A 20,783-nucleotide genomic window follows, 5' to 3' on the forward strand; every position below is an offset into this window, starting at 1 on the left:
CATGACCCTCGTGAATGACGAACGGCTTCTGAGTGGACTGGACAACTTCCGGTCGTTGCAGGCTGATCAGCAACCCGTCTGGCCAGATGAGCAGAAACTCAACCAGGTGACAAGCGCACTCGGTCAAGTGGCGCCGCTCGTCATTCCACAGGAGACGGAAACCCTCACCCAGCGCCTGGCTGCCGCTGGGCGTGGTGAGGCGTTTCTGCTCCAAGGCGGCGACTGTGCTGAAACCTTCGCTGAAGCCAATGCGGATCGCATCCGCAACAAGATCCGCACGATCCTGCAGATGGCAGTTGTGCTGACGCATGGCGCGTCGATGCCGATCGTCAAGATGGGGCGTATGGCTGGCCAATACGCTAAGCCACGTTCATCGAACACGGAGACTCGTGACGGCGTTACTCTGCCGTGCTACCGAGGGGACATGGTGAACTCTTTTGAGTTCACCGAGAACACCCGTACACCCAACCCTGAGCGGTTGATGCAGGGCTACCAGATAGCCGCCGCAACCACGAATATCGTTCGTGCATTCACCACGGGTGGATACGCGGATCTTCGCCAGGTGCACGAGTGGAACCGTGGTTTCATGGAGAACCCGGCGTACAAGCGCTACGAGGCCACCGCCGCTGAGATTGATCGCGCGATCAAGTTCATGGACGCATGTGGAGCTGATTTCGACCAACTGCGCACGGTGTCGTTCTTTGTGTCGCACGAGGCGCTCCTGCTTGATTACGAGCGTGCAATGGTTCGTATGAACCCGATTTCAGGTACGCCATATGATGCCTCAGGCCACTTCCTGTGGATTGGGGAGCGTACCCGCAAGATCGATGGCGCACACGTCGATTTCCTATCACGGGTATCGAACCCCATTGGTGTGAAGCTCGGGCCAACGACAACTGCGGATGATGCTTTGGCGCTCCAGGAGAAGTTGAACCCGGAGGGTACGCCTGGGCGTTTGACCTTCATCACGCGTATGGGTGCGGGAAACATCCGTGGTGTTTTGCCGTCGATCGTTGAGAAGGTGCACGCTGAGGGTTCGCCTGTCACGTGGGTGACCGATCCGATGCACGGTAATACGATCACCTCGGCAACCGGTTACAAGACCCGTCGCTTTGACGATGTCTTGGATGAGGTCCGCGGCTTCTTCGAAGTGCACGAGGCCATCGGTTCGGTTCCGGGCGGCTTGCACGTTGAATTGACCGGTGACGATGTCACCGAGGTGTTGGGCGGTTCGGAGGAGATCGACGACGAGGGGCTTGCGCTGCGCTACGAGACGCTCGTTGATCCCCGTCTCAATCACCAGCAGTCTCTGGAGATGGCGTTCCAGGTCGCCGAGATGCTGAAGAAGCTCAAGGCTTCTTAAACCAATCACGTCAGTGAGGGGTGACCGCCATATGGCGGTCACCCCTCACGCGTTTATGCACAGGTCGAGCGCCATCACACGGTCATCGCGGCGCTGGGCGGGAAGACGAGAGCGGATAGGTGAGTTCTGCCTAGAACTCGGTGAGTGTAATTGTGGAGCCCTTGGGGATCTCGGTGTCTGCCTCGACATCCTGGAGTCGGATCTTTCCGAAGAATCCGCCCATGTACTTGTTGATTTTGACCTTGAAGCCCAGGTTTCCAAGTATTTCCTCGGCTGCTGCGGTGTCCTCTCCGACAACGTTGGGGACGGCGACGAGTTCAGGGCCCTTTGACACGACGATCGATACCTTGTCACCGCGGTGTCCCTGCGTTCCTTGAGCGGGATCCTGAGAGATCACCGTTCCCTGGGGAACTGTGTCTGAGAACGCCTCGGTGACATCGCGCTTCAGTTCCTCGTCCTTGAGGATGCTCAGTGCTTCCTTCTCGGTCTTTGACACGACCTGTGGAATCGAGATCGGTTCTGGACCGTTGGACACGGTCAGGACGATTGCGGTGTTGTGGGCGAGGACAGTGCCCTCCTTCACCGAGAGCTCCATGACGGTGTCCTTCTTGATCTTGGTGTCATAGACCAGATCATCGGAAACGTTGGTGAACCCGGCCTCGCTGAGAGTCTCCTTGACCGCGCCCGCGTTCTCACCCACCAGTTCCTTGGGAACCTCGATCTCCTTGATGCCGAGCGAGACGGTAAGCGTGACCTGGCTGTTCTTCTTCACACGTTCGCCGCTGGCAGGCTCAGCCGAGATGACATCGCCGGCTGGCACCGTGTCATGGTGTTCCTTGAATACCCGCGGCTCCAACTCCACAGTCCTGATCTTGTCCAGAGCATCTTGTTCGGGAACAGCCTCGATGCGTGCGGGAACAACGGTGTAGGAACCTGGACCGACGTTCTCCCACCAGTACCATCCTCCATAGGATGCACCACCTAGACCGAGGAGCACGAGTAGGGTCACGACGATTCTCAACCCGCGACGACGCCTGCGGGGCGGTTCCTCGGGAACCATCAGACTCGTTGACGGTGGTTCTTCCGGTGTGGTTCCGGAACGTACGTAGGCGGTCTGGCCGATGGGGAGTGCGATGGTGGTTCCGCGCACTGAAAGTGGCACCGTCTCGGTGGACACCTCACTCGGTGACGATGGAGATGGAGATGACGAGGATGACGTGGCAGCTATGAGCGCGCCGAGGTCTTCATCCGGTGAAGGTGGTAAGGCATGGTGTGGTTGCTGTACGGCCTGGAAGTTACGTGAGGAATCCTCGTGCTCGTACAGCACTGAGTCATCCGACTCGTCCACTTGTTGGGGTAACTCGCCTGTGTCCCCACTCACCGCAGGCATCGCGGCGGTTTCAAAACCGGTCAGATCCTCGTATGCCTCAACGGCTGGCATGGCAGCGGTCTCGACACCTGTCAGGTCCTCATATGCATTGGTGGCGGCGATAGGCTCGGCAAGTTTGTCGGGCAGCGGTACGGGAGGCATTGCACGCTTCGCGAGCAGTGCCGGCTTGAGCTGAGTCTGTACCCTACGCAGTTCGCGTAGTGCTTCGGATGCGTTGGTGGGTCGCTGGTTCGGGTCCTTCGCCGCGAATCTCGCCACGAGGTCATCGACCGGCTCGGGAATCCACGCAAGGGTATTGGAAACTCGTGGTACGACCGTGTTGATGTGTTGGAATGCGATGTGTATGGGGGAGTCCCCGGTGAAGGGCTGTCGTCCAGTCAACATCTCGTAGAGCATGATGCCGACTGAGTAGATATCGGTTCGGGTGTCTCCCACACCGTGGGTCACCAGTTCCGGCGCCAGGTAGGCCACGGTGCCGAGCACGGTTCCTGTCGTGGTGGATGTCACCTCGGTGACGGCGCGTGCCAAACCGAAGTCGGTCAGTTTGACCTCGTTGTCCTTGGACAGCAGTACGTTCTCAGGTTTGACGTCACGGTGCACGAGTTGGTTGCGGTGTGCAGCCGCGAGGGCATCAAGGATGTCCTCGGTGATGGCCAGCGCCTCAGCGAGCGTCAGAGTGCGTTTCAACTGGAGGAGTTGGCGCAGATCGCTACCCTCAACAAACTCGAGGGTGAGGTAGGAGACCTCGCCGTCAACCCCCTGGTCGTAGACAGCTACGAGGCCAGGGTGCGTGACGCGTGCGGCCGCACGGGCTTCGCGGCGAAACCGAGCGACGAAGGCCTGCCCCGACGTTCCCTCAGCGAGATGTGGGTGCATGATCTTGAGCGCGACCACACGGTCCAGCCGCCTGTCAGTGGCGCAGTAGACCGTCGCCATACCTCCTCGGGCCACCCGACTGCGCACCAAATAGCGGCCATCAACAAGTTGGCCGATCAGCGGGTCGTTTACAGTAGTAGCCACAGAGAACAGTTTAGGGGAGACAACACGTAAATCTTCGGATTGTTTGCCACCGATCCGCGCAGGAATGGTGGAGATAGAGTCATATCCTGTGTCGCACGGGTGCGGCACCCGAGGGCTGAGTAGACTGCCTCACCGCAGATAGAGCCGCAAAACGTTGGAGATCTGGTGCGTCCCGCGAGCCGATCCAGCCGCTCGCTCCCCATGACGGGCGAATCCTTAAACGCCATGGGGACTTTCACCTAGCGTGACGAGTATCCCATACAGCGAGTGAGACCATGCTTCAGATGGGTAATCCAGGGCGCGGTAGAGTGGTGGACGTGAATACTGAAGAATCCAACATCGAGGCAAACGTTGAGAACCTCGTCGAAGCGTGGCTGACCGGGCCTGATTTTGCGGAAGTTCTTGGGACCACCCCGAAGGTCGTGCGGTCCGCTCTCGCTGATGACCGTGTTGTCGGGATCAAACGTGGCAAGCCGAAGGTACTCATGATTCCTCAGGATTTCCTCATTCCCTGGTACATGGCAAACCCAGCCGATCAGAAGGCTGACGATGGAAGCGGCAAGCAGATCATCCTGCCGTCTCTGCGCGGAACCGTGATTGCTTTGCGTGACGCCCAACTCGATGACGCTCAGATCATCGAATGGCTGTTTTCGGTTGAGGACTCGTTGGGCGAGCGTCCGATCGACGTTCTCAAGGCCGGTAACAAAAGCGCGGTGCGCCGCGCGACTCAGTCGTTGCTCTGGTAGGCGCGTGACGGCGATCATGCACCCGAGGTGACATGCCAACGCGGGTGAGGGGGCGTCGCCAATCCAACAAACGGGTGGGGCCGGAACTTAGAAGTTCCGGCCCCACCCGTCTGCGTCGTCAGAAGTCGCGTTTGAGCGAGTAAGCCGTGATCCTGCGCAGCATGTCCACACCAACCGGGTTAAGGCCCGGACCCTCAAGGTGTGCGAGTCCCTCTGCGCTGAGGGTCTCCACCAGTTCCTGGGCGGCGGCAACCGCTCCACTGGATGAGATGAGTTCGACCAACTCGACGATCTGGGCATCGGTGAGGTTCGGGTTGCCGAGAGCGTCTTGCAACTGCGCGCGATGAGCGCCATCAAGCCGCGACAGCGCCTCGATCACAAGGACGGTGCGTTTCCCCTCACGCAGGTCATCGCCCGACGGCTTACCGGTGGTCGCCGAGTCCCCGAAGGTCCCAAGCAGATCATCAAGAAGTTGATAGGCGACGCCGATAGGTTGCGCAAACCGCTCAAGCCGGGTGAGGGTCTCGGCGCTCGCTCCAGCCAACGCGGCACCCGTCAGCAGTGGGTAGGTGACCGTGTAGGTGGACGTTTTGGTGGCGATGATCGCGAGTGCCCGCTGTTTTGCGGCTTCGAGGTCATCGCTCCACGGCAGGACCTGGGCGTGAATATCCATGAACTGGCCGACTGAGACGACGGTGCGCATCCGGTCGAAAAAACCATGTGCTGTCAGGCGACCTGCCTCGGGGAAATGGTAACTCGCGGTGCGGAACTCGTTCTCTGCGGCCACGAGACTGAGATCTCCGAGTAAAATCGCCGCGGAAATCCCATACTGGTCGGCGTCACCGACGTAACCGCGAGTTCGGTGCTCCTCGGTGAAGGACACGTGCGCTGTAGGGTTGCCGCGACGAGTGTTGGAGCGGTCCATGACATCGTCGTGGAAGAGAGCGGCGGCCTGGAACAACTCGAGGGCTGCACCGATGCGGTAGAGCTGGTTTCGAGTGGTTTGATCAATGTCGCCCTCATGGGCGACTCGATAGCCCCAGTAACAAAAAGCGGCACGCAAGCGCTTGCCGCCCAGTAGAAGGACCTTCCACGCGTCGATGAGGCTGGAAGCGTCAGCGCTGAGGGTGGCAAAGGTGTCGCCTTGCTCGTGCAGGATGTTGCGCAGTCGGTCTTCGACTCCGGAGCGTAGATTGTCGACGTCTACAAGGGCGCTGCCGGTGGCTGTCGCGTGTGCGTTCGGAGGAGCGGTGTTGGTCATGTGCCATCCTTTGAGCAAAGTTCTTAGCTCCAGCCATCCTACGTAGTTTCTTTGCTCTAGTGGCTGTGATTACGGGGATTAGTGTGTATCCACACACTTCGAGGTCCGTTATTGTCCACAGTTCTGACAGGTGTGGCAGGTTCCGGGCGCCTCCATCCTGCACCTGCCGCGCAGGATGGAGACATGACAAAAACGCTGAGAGTCTCTGACCCATCCGAACTTCTGTCCCTTATCCCGTATCAACTTGGCTTTGAACCCGCTGACTCCGTCGTTCTGGTCTCGTTGCGTGGACCACGCAAACGAGTTGGAGTGGTGGCGCGAGTCGATGTCGGTGATCTGTCGGGCCCCCATAAGGAGCAGTGCGCAGCGGAGTTGATCAACCACGCGATTGCCGACGATGCTTCCGCGCTCGTGGTGGTCGGCTACAGCAGGGAGGAGAATCCGTTGGGCGATGGACCCGGGTCGCAGTTTTACTGGCTGTATGACGCGATGGGGTGCCTGGCGACCATGGCGGCTGGCCGCGTGCCGGTCGTCGAATGCTGGGTGGTCACCAATGCGCAGTTCGGCCACTTCAGAGTGGACGGCGAGTGTGTCCGGGATGGCGAAGACATCTATTCCAGTGGAGTCGCGGAAGTTCTGCACCGAATCGCGTTGAACGAGCCAAAAGCGTATGCCGACTATCTCGGAGTCTCACTAGAGGAGGTACACGCTGCGGTTGAAGGGATCCTCGAGAAACGGGCTGGCGCGGGTCACCGTGAAGACTGGCCCACGATTGAGGTGTGTCAAGAGCACGCCCATCCCATTGAGCGCCTCGGACAGACCGCAGTGGCCGCACACATGGTCTTCGAGGGGTGCAGGACTGACCGCTCACGCGAAAGCCTTGGAAAGATAGCACCCGCAGCCCAGGACTCACGGGCGCAAGTACGCGAAGCGTACGAACAAAGCCTCGTCGAACAAACAACTGAAAAAGGCTTCGACTGGCAGGACGAGGCGCTGGAGATCTGGTTGAATGCGATCCACCCGGTGAAACCAGTCCCGTTAAGCCTGTCCCAGGCTGGGATGTTGACCTGCGCGCTCGAGCGTATTCCTCTGCGCGATGCCGTTCTCATCAGCTGCACGTCTCTTGGCGCTCACGGTGCCCGTGAATTTCTTGCACAGTACGTTGACGCGAACCCTGAGCAGCGAAAGGTGGATAGCATCGCGCGCCGTGCAATAGGGGAGATCACGGACCCGAGTATCGCCCGGCGTCCGGATATCGAACACACCGAGGCCGTGCGCAAGGTGCTCAGTGAGCTCGTGTCCTTGACGCCGCCGGAACGCCATACCCCAGCGCGCACCCTTCTGGCGCTTCTTGCCTGGTGGCAGGGCAACTTGACGCTTGCCCAGAGACACCTTGAAGAGGCCGGACTGCACCCCGGAACCTATGGTCTTGCTGATCTCATCGCATCCGCAGTCGACGCTGGTCTTGCACCGGGATGGTGTCGTCAGCAGAACGTGGCCTAGGTTTCCAAGTGTCGTGGGACAGAACTAGTGGTTCAAGCCACTACGATGATTTGAGCGTATCAATAGGGAGGGTAAGGGATGATTGTCGTTGGCTATCTAGCAACCAAAGAGGGTAGGCAGGGTATAGCGAGCGCTCTCGACGAGGCCGTACGGCGCAATAGCCCGGTCACCATCGTCGTGAGCGAGAAAGCGGGTGGGCTTGCACCTGAGGCTTTGGCGCAGCGGCAACGGGAACTCGACGAAATCGCTCAAGACGCACGAGGGCGATCGATCGATCTTGATGTGCGCGTGCTCTCGCAGCGCCACGATGTGGCCGAGGATCTCGTTGCAGTCGCCACCGAGACGGAAGCCGAGGTCATCGTGATCGGCCTGCGCAGACGCTCACCCGTGGGCAAGCTCATCCTTGGATCGAATGCACAGCGAATTCTGCTCGACAGCCCATGTCCAGTGCTTGCAGTAAAGACTGAGCGCGGGCGCTGAAACTCAGCACCAACCCAGAACATATAAGGGGATGGACACACCGCACGGAATAAATGTGACCAACCCAGTGTTGTGACGGCGCAAGGGCAGCGAACCAGCACTGCCACCCGTAAACGACAAACAAGAGAAGTTTCCTTATCGCGCATTTAGGTGTTGTCACACTTAAAAGTGCGAGACAAGCTTGCGGAACCAAGTACAATATAGGTTCGTGGGTTTTGCTCTCCGGCCGAACCCCTCACTCGCCTGTCCAAGATGCCGAAAGGTTTTTCGTGGCGCTCACCTCGACAAACAACGCGCTCCCACGCGAATTCGAACACCCTTCCATGCAAGCATTGATCCACGCTGGATCCGCAACCGGCAAGGTCGACTCTGAAGTCTTCCGTGTTGCGTGCGAGCAGGCGGAAATCGGTGACCCTAAGCGACTCAAAGCAGTCTTTAAGGCACTTGTTCTTGCCGGAATTGAAGTAGAGATGTCCGGACCTGGGGCGAAGGTTGCGGCTGCAACCAGCACCCGGTCAACCAGCGCAACTGCGCGCGCGGTGAAGAAGTCTGCTCCCGCGGATAGTTCTGACGCCGCCGAAACCAGCGATGGCGATGCGGCTGCTCCGCAGCCTGCCGCCAAAAAGGCTGCGCCTGCAAAAGCACCAGCCAAGCGTGGCCGCAAGAAAAAGGTGGACCCCGTTGACGAGGCCGTGAACTCGGACAGCGAAGAGGTTCCCGAGGACGACGAGGCTGCAGCCGAGAAGGTCGACGCTAAGCCCGAGGTCGAAGAAGCAGGCGGATTCGTCTACTCTGACGCCGACGACGATGACGCTCCAGCCCAGCAGGTTGTCACTGCCGGTGCTACCGCAGACCCTGTGAAGGACTACCTCAAGCAGATCGGTAAAGTCGCGCTGCTGAACGCCGAGCAGGAAGTCGAGCTTGCCAAGCGTATCGAAGCGGGCCTCTATGCGGAAGAGTTGCTCAACGGCGACGAGGAACTCGAGCGCAAGTACGAGCGTGAACTCAAGGCGATCTCGCACGACGGACGTCGCGCGAAGAATCACCTACTTGAGGCGAACCTTCGCCTCGTTGTCTCGCTCGCTAAGCGTTACACCGGACGCGGCATGCTCTTCTTGGACCTCATCCAGGAAGGTAACCTCGGTCTGATCCGTGCGGTAGAGAAGTTCGACTACACCAAGGGTTACAAGTTCTCGACCTATGCAACGTGGTGGATCCGTCAGGCGATCACCCGCGCAATGGCTGACCAGGCCCGCACCATCCGTATTCCAGTCCACATGGTCGAGGTCATCAACAAGCTTGCACGCGTGCAGCGTCAGATGCTCCAAGACCTTGGACGTGAACCAACCCCAGAAGAGTTGGCCAAGGAACTCGACATGACCCCTGAAAAGGTCGTTGAGGTCCAGAAGTACGGTCGTGAACCGATCTCTCTGCACACACCACTTGGTGAAGACGGCGACTCTGAGTTCGGTGACCTCATCGAGGACTCTGAGGCCGTTGTCCCAGCCGATGCGGTGTCGTTCACTCTTCTCCAAGAGCAACTGCACCAGGTGCTCGACACCCTGTCTGAGCGCGAAGCGGGCGTTGTCTCGATGCGTTTCGGTCTGAGCGACGGTCAGCCAAAGACCCTTGACGAGATTGGAAAGGTTTACGGGGTCACCCGTGAGCGCATCCGTCAGATTGAGTCCAAGACGATGTCGAAACTGCGTCACCCAAGCCGTTCCCAAGTCTTGCGCGACTACCTCGACTGATTGGCTCGTCGACAAGCACTTGATAAGGAGGGTGTGGCCCATGGCCACGCCCTCCTTTTGTGCGTACTCGCACTGTCTCTCTCGATTTGAGAGTGCGCTTTTCTGCACTCTCAGCGCGTGAGAGTGCATACTTGGTAACTCTCAACGTGAGAGAAGGCGTGCGAGTGCATGCCCAAACCTGAGCAACGTTGTCCGAGACGTTGTCGGCAATATAAGCAAAACAAACGGGGTTGCGTTTCCCTGGGAAACGCAACCCCGTTGACAGTTTTTGGTGAGCTATCGTGAAACGAAACTCATGGACGGCCCTATACGGCAGCCTTTGCGCCGGAGCCGTGCTCGGCGAACAAACGCTCGGTCTCGTCGTGAATCTCAGTGGCAATCGCGGCGAACTTGTCCGAGTGAGCGCGAGCATGATGCGCGCAGAACAGGAGTTCGCCAGCCTGAAGGACAACGCGCACGTAAGCCTGAGCGCCGCAGCGGTCGCAGCGGTCCGCGGCAGTCAACGTAACGGTCGGGGTGGTGCTTGTGGTTTCTTCCATGCCTACATCAAACCATCTTGAGCGTGGAAAGGGACCCCCTAAAATGGCTCTTTCGCCGCAGGCGTACGAAAACACACGAAGTCACATTTTCCCGCACCCAATCTCACGTCCCACCCCGGGCGTTTCGGCTTCAAATGTCGGTGGAGCGCACTAAGATTGATCCTCGTGACCACACCTGCATCAGAATCCAACTATTCGGCGCGCCACCTCTCGGTTCTCGAAGGCCTCGAGGCCGTACGCAAACGTCCGGGCATGTATATCGGTTCTACCGATTCGCGCGGTCTCATGCACTGCGTGTGGGAAATCATTGACAACTCGGTTGATGAGGCGCTGGCCGGCTACTGCGACAAGATCTCCATCGTGCTGTACGCGGACAACTCCGTGTCGGTGGAGGACAATGGGCGCGGTATCCCCGTGGACATCGAGCCAAAGACTGGGCTGAGCGGTGTCGAGGTCGTGTACACCAAACTCCACGCTGGCGGTAAGTTTGGCGGTGGCTCATACAACGCATCCGGTGGTCTACACGGTGTGGGTGCATCCGTGGTGAATGCGCTGTCGTCGCGCCTCGACGTCGAGGTAACGCGTACGTCCAAGGTCCATGCGATGTCGTTCCGGCGTGGTGAACCAGGCGTGTTCGACGACCCGAAGACGGGCCCCTCCCCAGAGTCCGACTTCGCTCCGTTTGTGGACCGTTCTGAACTACGTATCGTGGGTAAGGCCAAGCGTGGCCTGACGGGTACCAAGGTACGGTACTGGGCAGACCGTCAGGTATTCCCCAAGAGCGCGGTCTTCAGTTACGACGAGTTGGTTGCGCGCATCCGCCAGACCACCTTCCTCGTCCCCGGCTTGGAGATCACGCTGCGCGACGAACGCGGCATCCCGGGAACACCAGGGGAGAACGGACCGCACGAGGAAACGTACCTGGCAACCGGTGGATCGGTTGACTTCGTTGACTTCCTCGCGCCAGACGCCCCGGTCACGAACACCTGGCACTTCACCGGAACCGGTTCCTTTAAGGAGACCGTCCCAGTTCTCGATGACAAGGGCCACCTGGTGTCGCAGGAAGTGGAACGCACCTGTGAGGTGGACATCGCGCTGCGCTGGGGCACTGGCTACGACACGACCGTACGCACCTTCGTGAACATCATCTCCACCCCGAAGGGCGGAAGCCACCTATCAGGGTTCGAAGCCGGTTTGCTCAAGGTGATGCGCAAGGCCGTTGAAACCAACGCCCGCAGACTGAAAATCTCGTCGAAGGACGGCGCGGAACGAATCGAGAAGGACGACGTTCTTGCCGGTCTGTCCGCGGTGCTCACCGTGCGTTTGGCTGAGCCGCAGTTTGAGGGGCAGACAAAGGAGGTGCTTGGTACCGCACCGGTCCGTGCGATCGTCTCTCGCGTGGTTGAATCCAGTTTCAAGGACCTATTCTCCTCCCCGAAGCGCGACGATAAAACTCAAACCTCTCTGCTTCTCGAGAAGATCGTCTCGGAAATGCGTGCGCGTGTTTCCGCCCGCAAACAAAAGGAAATCTCGCGGCGCAAGAACGCACTCGAGACCTCGTCACTGCCCGCCAAACTGGCGGACTGCCGTACCAACGATGTTCAAAAGTCTGAACTGTTCATCGTTGAGGGTGACTCTGCCCTCGGCACTGCAAAACTGGCCCGGAGTTCCGATTTCCAGGCACTCCTGCCGATTCGTGGAAAGATCCTGAACGTTCAAAAGGCATCCGTCTCCGACATGCTACGCAACGCGGAGTGTGGCGCGATCATTCAGGTGATCGGGGCCGGCTCGGGTCGGTCATTCGACCTTGATGCTGCGCGCTACGGAAAGATCGTGCTCATGACCGATGCGGATGTGGACGGGGCACACATCCGGACCCTTCTGCTCACACTGTTCTTCCGGTACATGCGCCCGATGATTGATGCCGGACGAGTGTATGCGGCGGTTCCCCCGCTGCACCGCGTTGAGGTCATCGGCGCAGGATCGCGGAAGAACGAGTACATCTACACCTATTCCGAGGCCGAACTACAGTCCACTCTGGCCAAGCTCCGCAAGGCGGGCAAACGCTACAAAGACGACATCCAGCGGTACAAGGGTCTCGGTGAGATGGATGCTGATCAGCTTGCGGAAACCACGATGGATCCACGCCACAGGATGCTGCGCCGCGTGACGGCTGAACATGCACAGCGGGCCGAGGAGATCTTTGAGCTTCTCATGGGTTCAGACGTGGCTCCGCGCAAGGACTTCATCGTTGCTGGTGCAAGCGCGTTGGACCGTTCCCGGATCGACGCCTAGCCGAGGTCTGCAGTCCGGCCGGTTTGTGTTTCAAGGACGCAAAATCCCTGCGGTATCGAAGGAAACAGATCACACTGCAGTCAGTTTTCCAAAATTTTAAGAAAACTGTGCATAGACTTTAGGTATGGACAGCATCGAAGAACTGCCGCCCCTGTCTCAACGCGTTCCAGAGGTATCACTGCCGGAACTCCCTCGCGACCTCGGACTTGCGTGGCGTCCCCTCACAAGAGAGGACGCCCGGCAGCTTGCCGACCTGATCGCAATCATTGAGGAAACCGATGCGTCACCGTTCCGTACCTCCTACGAGGAGACAGTTGAACTCTTTGAGGGAGACTGGAAGAACTTCGACACGGACACGATCGTCGCGGTGAACGCCAAGGGCGAGTTTCTCGCGTATGGGCTGCTCCACATCTACCCGGGGGATGACACCCTCACACGCGTGTTCCTTGACGGTGGCGTGCATCCCACAGCTCGTGAAGTGGGCATTGGGCAGTCCCTGGTGGATTGGCTGACGGCCCGGGGCCAGCAGATGCTTCGAGAGACTGGTACACGTCTACCAGCACGAATCGCGGCTTACGTCCAGGACAACGCCCCGCATAACTGGACGCTGTTCGAGAAGGCAGGCTACGAGGCACGACGGTTCTACAAGACGCTGCGCCGGGACCTGTCCAAACCGATTGAACCGATCTCGATTGGAAGCCACCTCAAAGTGGTGGGCTACGACCGGGCCTTGGATGAAGCAGTACGTTTGGCGCACAACGACGCATTCCGCGATCACTGGGGTTCCCAGCCGCGCACACCGGAAGCCTGGGTCCAAGGCCGTTCGATGTTTAAGCCTGAGTGGAGTTTCATCGTGCTGGACGAGACCGCGCAGACCGTTGAGGGCCACCCAATGGTGGCAGGGTACATCCACGTTGGCAAATATGAGCACGACTGGGAAGTCGCAGGCTATTCAAGCGGCTACATTGAGTTGCTTGGTGTGCGCAGGGACTATCGGGGGCAGAAGATCGCCCTGGCGCTTATCACAGAGGCGATGAGACTCCTGCACGAGAACGGTATCGAGTATGCGGAACTCGATGTGGACTCGGAGAACCCCAGTGGAGCATTCGGAATCTATACGAATCTGGGCTTCGAGGTCACGACGGGGTCGCGAATGTTCTCGCTTGAGTTCTAGATAATCTCGCTAGGCATTACCTCTAGCCCGGTCGTACTGAGAGCGTCGAGACGAAGGTGGGGCATGCTATATCAGCGTTCCCCACCTTCGTCTATGCGTCAGAGCAGTTATCCGATTGCGAATATAGGTTTTTCGGCGGGTGTTCCAGAACCATCGCGGCGTGGGTCAATCTCAGGCAGCGGAATGGGAGCACCCAACTGACCGCATGCGCGAGCTGGGGCAGTACCTGCCCAACCGAGGAGGAGGGTGTCTTCTCCCTTGAGGAATCGTTGGGCTCGAACGCCTCCGGTAGCGCGGCCCTTGGCCGGGAACACGTCGAAGGGGGAGACCTTCACGGAGCCGTTCTCTGTTCCAGGAAGAGCAGTGGAGCTTCCGGCCACCGTTACCACAACACAGTCTTCGTCAGGGTTGAGCGCGCCAAAGAACACGACGGAAGCGCCTGCACCAAGTTTGATGCCGGACATGCCACCCGCGCTACGGCCCTGTGGTCGGACGTTGGATGCAGAGAAGTGAAGAAGGGACGCGTCAGAGGTCATGAACACGAGTTCGTCACTGTCGTCCACGTGGGTGACCGCAACAACCTCGTCGCCTGGCTTGAGCGAGATGACTTCCCATTCGCTTGCCTTGGACTGGTCGCCCTGAACGACTCGCTTAACAACTCCCTGACGGGTTCCGATGCTCAGGGTTGGGGCGTCCTCAGTGAGCGATGCGATACCGACGACCCGCTCATCTTTGCCCAACTCAACGAGCTGAGATGCCTCGATGCCTCCGCTGAGTGAGGGAGCGCCCTGGGTGGGAGGCAGTGTGGGCAACTCGAGCACGGACGCTCGTACGAGGCGGCCCTGGTTTGTGACCAGACCGATCTCAGCACGACCGGAAGCCGGGATCACGTTGCGTAGCACGTCGTTGGTGTTGCGCTCATCCCAGATGACTGGCTTGCTGTCGTCCGCGCTGCGGGCGATCAGGCCGGTTGCAGAGAGCATGACCCAGCAGGGGGTGTCCTCGATCTCGAGGGGAGTGGCTGCGCCTTTACGACGAGCGCTTGGCGAAACAGCCTCCGACCCGGCGGCCTCACCACCGGCGGAGTCAAGCAGAACCGTGCGACGTGGGGTGCCATAGGTCTTGGCCACGTCTGCCATTTCCTTGCCGACCAGCGCGCGCAACACGGTGTCGTTGGACAGAATCTCCTGCAACTGCGCGATCTCCGCGGCGAGTTGTTCGTTTTCCTTCTCGAGTTCGATCTGGGAGAACTTGGTCAGGCGGCGAAGACGCAACTCCAGGATGTACTCGGCCTGTGGTGTGGTCAGGTCGAATACCTGCATCAGCCGGGTTCGGGCGGTCTCGGAGTCCTCGGAGGTGCGGATGACCTGGATAACCTCATCGATGTCTACTATCGCGAGGAGTAAGCCCTCTACGAGGTGTTTGCGTTCTTCGCGCTTGCGTAGGCGGTACTTTGAGCGGCGGCGCACCACATCAACTCGGTGATCAACCCATACCCGCAGCATCTCTTTGAGACCGAGGGTCTGCGGTTGACCATCGACGAGAGCGACGTTGTTGATACCGAACGAGTCTTCGAGTGGTGTGTGCTTGTAGAGAGTTTCCAGAACGGCGTCGGGGTTGAACCCGGTCTTGATCTCAATGACGAGTTTGAGGCCGTTCTTGCGGTCCGTGAGGTCGGTAACCGCCGAGATGCCGGTCAGCTTCTTGGACTGAACGCCATCCTTGATCTTTTCGATGACCTTTTCTGGACCGACCATGTACGGAAGTTCGGTCACCACAATGCCCTTGCGGCGAGGGGTGATGTTCTCAACCTTGGCGGTCGCACGGGTGCGGAAGGTTCCACGACCTGTGCGGTAGGCGTCGCGGATGCCCTCGAGTCCAACGATACGTCCGCCGCCCGGCAGGTCAGGACCGGGAACAAACCGCATGAGGTCCTCGAGCGAGGCGTCCGGGTGCTTGAGCAGGTGCCGTGCCGCAGCGATTACCTCAACCAGATTGTGTGGGGCAAGGTTTGTGGCCATGCCCACGGCGATTCCTGAGGCCCCGTTGACAAGGAGATTAGGAATGGCGGAGGGAAGCACCTCGGGCTGTTCGAGCTTGTTGTCGTAGTTGGGGACGAAGTTCACGGTTTCCTCGTCGAGATCCGCGGTCATCGCCATCGCCGCAGCCGCAAGTCGGGCCTCGGTGTAACGCGGTGCTGCCGGGCCGTCATCAAGCGAACCGAAGTTTCCGTGACCGTCCACAAGTGGCAGGCGCAGCGCAAATGGCTGTGCCAAACGCACGAGGGCATCGTAGATCGCGCTGTCGCCGTGCGGGTGGAGCTTACCCATGACCTCGCCAACCACGCGGGAGCACTTGACGTGTGCGCGATCTGGGCGAAGTCCCATGTCAGACATCATGTAGAGAATTCGGCGCTGGACTGGCTTGAGACCGTCACGGGCATCTGGAAGCGCTCGCGCGTAGATCACCGAGTAGGCGTACTCAAGGAATGAACTCTCCATCTCCGCCGTGACATCGATGTCCACGATGTTCTCGGTGAAGTCTTCGTCGAGCTCGGCGCTCACTGTCTTGCGGGCCATTATGGTGGTGACTCCAGAGGTGAATGGGCAAGTGACATGTCATATTGTCCACTGCATTGGGCGTAGAGGACAGTGTGGCGCGCACACGAAATGCTCACATTTCTTGGGCGCACGCGAACCCCGCGCGTGAGTTGGCAACAACGCAACGGTACCCGCCCAGTAAAACACGCACCACTGACATCCAAATCACCGCTGCTTTGTAGGCCCTGACGATACGCTAAGAGGCATGAGCGCTAATGACCCGGTAGATGAGACATCGTATCCGGCGCACTGGGAAGCCGATGTGGTGTTGCGTGACGGTACCACGACGCACGTGCGCCCGATTCGTCCAACTGATCGTGACGCTCTGCAGAACTTCCACATGGGTCAGTCCGAGCGTTCGACGTACATGCGGTTCTTTGCGGCAATGGAACGACTCTCTGAGAGCGACCTGACCCGTTTCACGCAGGTGGACATGGTGGACCGAGTCGCTGTGGTCGCAACGACCATGAGGGATGGCGCCGAAGCGATCATCGGTGTGGCACGCTTTGATCGTTTGGAACACGATGAGGCAGAGGTCGCGTTCAACATCTCGGATTCAGCTCAGGGGCGGGGCCTGGGATCGGTGTTGCTCGAGCACATCGCAGCAGCCGCCCGGGAGCGGGGCATCCGCCGGTTCTTCGCCGATGTGTTGCCGCAAAACGGACGTATGCTCTCGGTATTCCGAGAGGCTGGCTACAGGCAAGTCCAGCATGAGGAGGACGGGATTGTCGAGGTCACCGTAGACCTCGACCCCACGGAGCACTCGTTACGGGTGATGGCGGAACGTGAACACCGGGCGGAGTCGGTGTCGATGCGTCGGCTCTTCTCACCGCAACGCATCTTGGTGGTCGCCTCACTGACCGATGAACCAACGCCTGAGGAATTGCGTCTTGCCAAAGGTGCTCTGGCATCAGGGATCGGCGTCAAGGGCGATGAACCGGTCTATGTGCTTGGTATGTCGCCTGTGCAGATCCGCGATGCGCAGGAACGGCATGGCCTACACGACAACTTCGTCCACTTTGCTTCGCTCGAACAGTTGCTGGACAGCGGATTGACCTTTGACATCGCAATTCTCGCTGTCAGCGACACGGCTGTTGCTCCGTTACTGAGCGAGTTGAGTGAGATTGGTGTGCACGGGGTCGTGCTACTTGCCTCTGGTTTCGCAGAGACTGGGCAGCACGGATTGGCCCTACAGCGCGAGGCGATCAGGATCGCTCACTCCTCAGGGATCAGGATTATCGGCCCTGCGAGTTATGGCCTGTTCTCAAATGCGGCGCAGCCGCCATTCAACGCATCGCTGGCGCCCACACGACCTGAGAGCGGAACGATCGGTCTGTTCACCCAGTCGACAGCCATTGCCGTTGCGCTGCTGAGCATCGCGAATCGCCGACGTCTGGGTATCTCAAACTTCCTGGCGGCGGGTAACCGCGCCGATGTGTCCGGCAACGACATGATGCAGTTCTGGTTGACCGACAATGAGTCGACATCGGTGGGCCTGTACCTTGAGTCGATTGGCAACCCGCGTAAGTTCTCGCGCATCGCCCGCCGCCTGTCACGCCGCAAGCCGATCGTAGTGGTGACGGCAGGGAAGTCAGGCTATGTCGTACCACGCGGACATGCAGTCAGCCCCACGGAAGCACCGAAGAAGACCCTTGAACAGATGCTGAAGCAGTCGGGAGTCATTCGCGCCCGCAACATGCACGAGATGGCCGATGTCCTGCAGTTCTTCGCCTACCAGCCGATCCCACAGGGGCGTAGGCTTGGGATCCTCGCAAGTTCCGAGGCACTCGCGGCGATCGCAGCCGAGGCAGCCCAGTCCGCAGGGCTCACCGTAACCGACCAGGTACATGTGGTGCGTTCCATGGACATCGAGAACAACCTGCAAGGCGCCCTGGAATCGCTCTACAGTTCGGGACAGTGCGACATCGCGCTCATCGCGCATGTCCCCACTCTGGGAGAGTTCCCGATTGAAGCCGCAACCCAGGTTGCTCTCGCAGCCGCACAGTCACAGATCCCAACGGTCGCCTCAGTACTCGGATTGCATGGCATCGCGCCAGAACTCACGATTCCCATTTCCGACGAGCCGGGCGGTTCCAACGACACCACAACTTCCAGCAGGGGCACGCGGGCGTTCTCCGTCCCCGCGTACTCGACGCCCGAGGACGCAGTACGCGCCCTTGAGCACGTGACCGGGTATGTGGCCTGGTTGGAGGAAGACCACGGTTCGGTCGTGTACTTTGATGGAATTGACAAGCATCGGGTCGAGGATCTACTCAAAGACGCGCCCAACGGACTCCTGAACCAAGAGGACACGGCAACAGTCCTTGCTGCCTACGGAATCAAACTGTGGCCCGTTGGGCGAGCACATACCCCGGAGGAGGCATGCGCGCTCGCGGAGCAGTTTGGTTATCCAATCGCGCTCAAGTCAACGGCTGCGGCCCTGCGCCACAGGTACGATCTGGGCGGTGTACGACTCAATATCGCCAGTTCCGAGGAACTGGTTCAAGACTTCGATGAGATGGTCAACGATCTCGAACGACACCTTGGTTCGCGTGAATATGTGATCTCCCAGGGCTTTGACATACAGGCAATGGCCCCTTCCGGGGTTCCATGCGTTGTCCGCTCACAGGAAGACCCGCTCTACGGCCCCGTGATCGCTTTCGGTCTGTCAGGAGACGCATTCGACCTACTCGATGACGTCGCCTATGGCATACCGCCTCTCACCGCCACCGACATCTCCCAGATGGTGCGCAGCGTCAAGGCATCCCCGAAACTCTTTGGGTACAAAGGGCTGCCGCTTGCTGACGTTGCCTCGCTTGAGGAACTGATCGCCCGCGTCTCGCTGCTGTCAGACAATCATCCACGGATTCGAGAACTGGAACTCTACCCGGTGATCGTCGCGGATTCCGGTGCCGCCGTTGTCAGCGCCAGATTGACCCTCGGTGAAGGACAACGTAAGGACGGTCTGCGCAGGGCCATGACCTCGGCCAACTAGCGTGTTGAGAACCGCGGTATCACTGGCGTTCTACATTCCCCTGAACGGATACTGTGTGTAAGCGGTACTCAGATGTTGTGGAACGCCTCTATTGGAAAGTGATATTCGATGATCTCAAAGACACGGAAGAAACGTTCTGCGGCGTTGAGTGCTGTGGTGACACTGCTCGCGGTCGTATTGGGAGCCACCAGTGCGGTCGCCGTCCCTCTGGCGGCCTCAGATCCTGTGACTGGACAGGTAAGCACAAAGGTGCACACCAAAAAAGAGCCTAAGGATCGGGGCGAGGTTTGGATGTGGGATGCAAGTTACCACGGGAAGGTGAAAAAAGGCACAACGAAGAGCCGAAACTCTGCCGCTAGGGTCAAAGGGGTTTCTCAGGTCCGATCGGTCCACCAAAGCGGAGGAACTGTCTACGCGCTCAAGAAAAACGGCAGCCTCTTGGCGTGGGGCGCCAACGACTTCGGACAACTAGGTAACGGCACGAAGAGGGACACCCGAAAACCCGCTAAGGTCAAGGGATTGCCCAAGATCAAGGCTCTCTATCTGCGCGGTGGGACAGCCTATGCACTCAGCAAGGACGGCAGAGTATGGGCGTGGGGAAAGAACACGTACGGGCTGCTTGGCGACGGCACGAGAAAGAACCGTTCGAAACCCGCGCGGATTAAAGGGCTTTCGAACGTCAAAACACTGTTCTTCAGCTACTCCAGTGTTTATGCCCTGAAGAAAGACGGGACTGTGTGGGCCTGGGGAGAGAACCAACTTGGAAACGGCAAGAAGAAGGGCAAGCATTACAAGCCAGCGAAGATCGAGGGGCTATCTGGGATCAAGACGCTCGAGATCACTGAATCTGCAGTTTACGCACTCGACAAGAAGCGGAACGTGTGGGCCTGGGGCTCCAATTCTCACGGCCAGTTAGGGGACGGTACAACGAAGAACCGTCTGCAGCCCGTGCAGGTCAAGGCTCTTTCCAACGTTGCGGACATTCGAGCTTACGGGGCCTCAATCTATGCATTGAGGACTGACAAGACCGTATGGTCCTGGGGCCAAAACTCTTGGGGGCAACTTGGCCACGGGAATGGACAAAACCAGCCCACTCCCACACAGATTGAAGGGCTCTTCAACATTGCGCACATCTATGCTGCTGGCAACGCCGCATACGCTGTGAAAGCCGATGGAACGGTCTGGGCCTGGGGTATGAACCACTCCGGACAACTTGGTGACGGTACTAAACAGACTAGATCTGTGCCTAAACGTGTGAAGGGGCTTTCCGGGGTCACAGATGTCTACACGCTAGGCGAGTCAGTTTTCGCTCTAAAGAGCAATGGCACCGTGCGCGCCTGGGGAGATAACTACCATGGTCGCCTGGGCGATGGGACATATAAGACTCGGACGAAGCCAGTGAAAGTGAAACGACTTTCAGGTGTTGTCGACATCTACATGAGCCATGAGGGCCTCTCCTATGCGCTCACGGAGAAGGGGGTCCTGTGGCAGTGGGGTCCAAGCAACCCTGAGGGGGTAAATAGCGAGAGTGGCGTGTCCATCTACACCAAACCGGTGAAGATAAGGAACCTCAAGGGCGTTACCTCTTTCGAGGATGGTTACGCGATCACTCGGTAGCCTTTATGGTCATTGGGGCGCAATCGCCCCGCGTATGCAGAACAAGTGT

The 20,783-nt window shown here is 59.1% G+C and carries 13 protein-coding genes; 9 read left to right on the forward strand and 4 right to left on the reverse strand.

The window, feature by feature from the left end:
- Nucleotide 1: 1 nt before the first annotated feature.
- Nucleotides 2-1,363: a class II 3-deoxy-7-phosphoheptulonate synthase gene (locus ACFSYH_RS01770; protein WP_377464744.1), complete on the forward strand. Its 1,362-nt coding sequence runs from the start codon at nucleotides 2-4 to the stop codon at nucleotides 1,361-1,363.
- A gap of 130 nt (nucleotides 1,364-1,493) precedes the next feature.
- On the opposite strand, the gene ACFSYH_RS01775 is transcribed toward ACFSYH_RS01770, so the two are convergent.
- Nucleotides 1,494-3,773 (reverse strand): Stk1 family PASTA domain-containing Ser/Thr kinase, encoded by a 2,280-nt coding sequence (locus ACFSYH_RS01775; protein ID WP_377464745.1) that lies wholly within the window; start codon nucleotides 3,771-3,773, stop codon nucleotides 1,494-1,496.
- Between the two features lie 317 nt (nucleotides 3,774-4,090).
- On the opposite strand from ACFSYH_RS01775, the gene ACFSYH_RS01780 reads away from it, so the two are divergent.
- The gene (locus ACFSYH_RS01780) at nucleotides 4,091-4,519 is read left to right on the forward strand and encodes an Rv2175c family DNA-binding protein (RefSeq protein ID WP_377464746.1); all 429 of its coding nucleotides are present in this window, start codon (nucleotides 4,091-4,093) and stop codon (nucleotides 4,517-4,519) included.
- Nucleotides 4,520-4,637: 118 nt separating this feature from the next.
- Here the strand turns inward: ACFSYH_RS01780 and ACFSYH_RS01785 are convergent, their stop codons facing one another.
- Nucleotides 4,638-5,780, reverse strand: a complete 1,143-nt coding sequence (locus tag ACFSYH_RS01785) for a polyprenyl synthetase family protein (protein ID WP_377464747.1) — start codon at nucleotides 5,778-5,780, stop codon at nucleotides 4,638-4,640.
- A gap of 183 nt (nucleotides 5,781-5,963) precedes the next feature.
- On the opposite strand from ACFSYH_RS01785, the gene ACFSYH_RS01790 reads away from it, so the two are divergent.
- From ACFSYH_RS01790 to ACFSYH_RS01800, 3 genes are all read left to right on the forward strand, one after another.
- Nucleotides 5,964-7,283, forward strand: coding sequence for a DUF4192 family protein (locus ACFSYH_RS01790; protein ID WP_377464749.1), 1,320 nt, complete (start codon nucleotides 5,964-5,966; stop codon nucleotides 7,281-7,283).
- Nucleotides 7,284-7,361: 78 nt separating this feature from the next.
- Nucleotides 7,362-7,763 (forward strand): universal stress protein, encoded by a 402-nt coding sequence (locus ACFSYH_RS01795; RefSeq protein WP_377464751.1) that lies wholly within the window; start codon nucleotides 7,362-7,364, stop codon nucleotides 7,761-7,763.
- A 323-nt stretch (nucleotides 7,764-8,086) separates the two neighbouring features.
- Nucleotides 8,087-9,514 (forward strand): RNA polymerase sigma factor, encoded by a 1,428-nt coding sequence (locus ACFSYH_RS01800; RefSeq protein WP_377464752.1) that lies wholly within the window; start codon nucleotides 8,087-8,089, stop codon nucleotides 9,512-9,514.
- Between the two features lie 305 nt (nucleotides 9,515-9,819).
- Here ACFSYH_RS01800 and ACFSYH_RS01805 read toward each other — a convergent pair whose 3' ends face one another.
- Nucleotides 9,820-10,053: a DUF7455 domain-containing protein gene (locus ACFSYH_RS01805; RefSeq protein ID WP_377464753.1), complete on the reverse strand. Its 234-nt coding sequence runs from the start codon at nucleotides 10,051-10,053 to the stop codon at nucleotides 9,820-9,822.
- A 165-nt stretch (nucleotides 10,054-10,218) separates the two neighbouring features.
- Here ACFSYH_RS01805 and ACFSYH_RS01810 point away from each other — a divergent pair, with 165 nt between their 5' ends.
- On the forward strand, nucleotides 10,219-12,348 hold the full coding sequence (locus ACFSYH_RS01810; RefSeq protein ID WP_377464754.1) for a DNA gyrase/topoisomerase IV subunit B: 2,130 nt from the start codon (nucleotides 10,219-10,221) through the stop codon (nucleotides 12,346-12,348).
- A 124-nt stretch (nucleotides 12,349-12,472) separates the two neighbouring features.
- Nucleotides 12,473-13,522, forward strand: a complete 1,050-nt coding sequence (locus tag ACFSYH_RS01815; protein ID WP_377464755.1) for a GNAT family N-acetyltransferase — start codon at nucleotides 12,473-12,475, stop codon at nucleotides 13,520-13,522.
- A 107-nt stretch (nucleotides 13,523-13,629) separates the two neighbouring features.
- On the opposite strand, the gene ACFSYH_RS01820 is transcribed toward ACFSYH_RS01815, so the two are convergent.
- Nucleotides 13,630-16,101 (reverse strand): DNA gyrase/topoisomerase IV subunit A, encoded by a 2,472-nt coding sequence (locus ACFSYH_RS01820; protein WP_377464757.1) that lies wholly within the window; start codon nucleotides 16,099-16,101, stop codon nucleotides 13,630-13,632.
- 226 nt (nucleotides 16,102-16,327) lie between these two features.
- Between ACFSYH_RS01820 and ACFSYH_RS01825 the strand changes: the two genes are divergently transcribed.
- Entirely contained in the window at nucleotides 16,328-19,117 is a 2,790-nt protein-coding gene (locus tag ACFSYH_RS01825) for a GNAT family N-acetyltransferase (protein ID WP_377464759.1), read from the forward strand.
- Nucleotides 19,118-19,273: 156 nt separating this feature from the next.
- The gene (locus tag ACFSYH_RS01830; protein ID WP_377464760.1) at nucleotides 19,274-20,734 is read left to right on the forward strand and encodes an RCC1 domain-containing protein; all 1,461 of its coding nucleotides are present in this window, start codon (nucleotides 19,274-19,276) and stop codon (nucleotides 20,732-20,734) included.
- Nucleotides 20,735-20,783: the final 49 nt, after the last annotated feature.

The sequence above is a fragment of the Populibacterium corticicola genome (genome assembly GCF_042683685.1).
Lineage (GTDB): Bacteria > Actinomycetota > Actinomycetes > Actinomycetales > Cellulomonadaceae > Timonella > Timonella corticicola.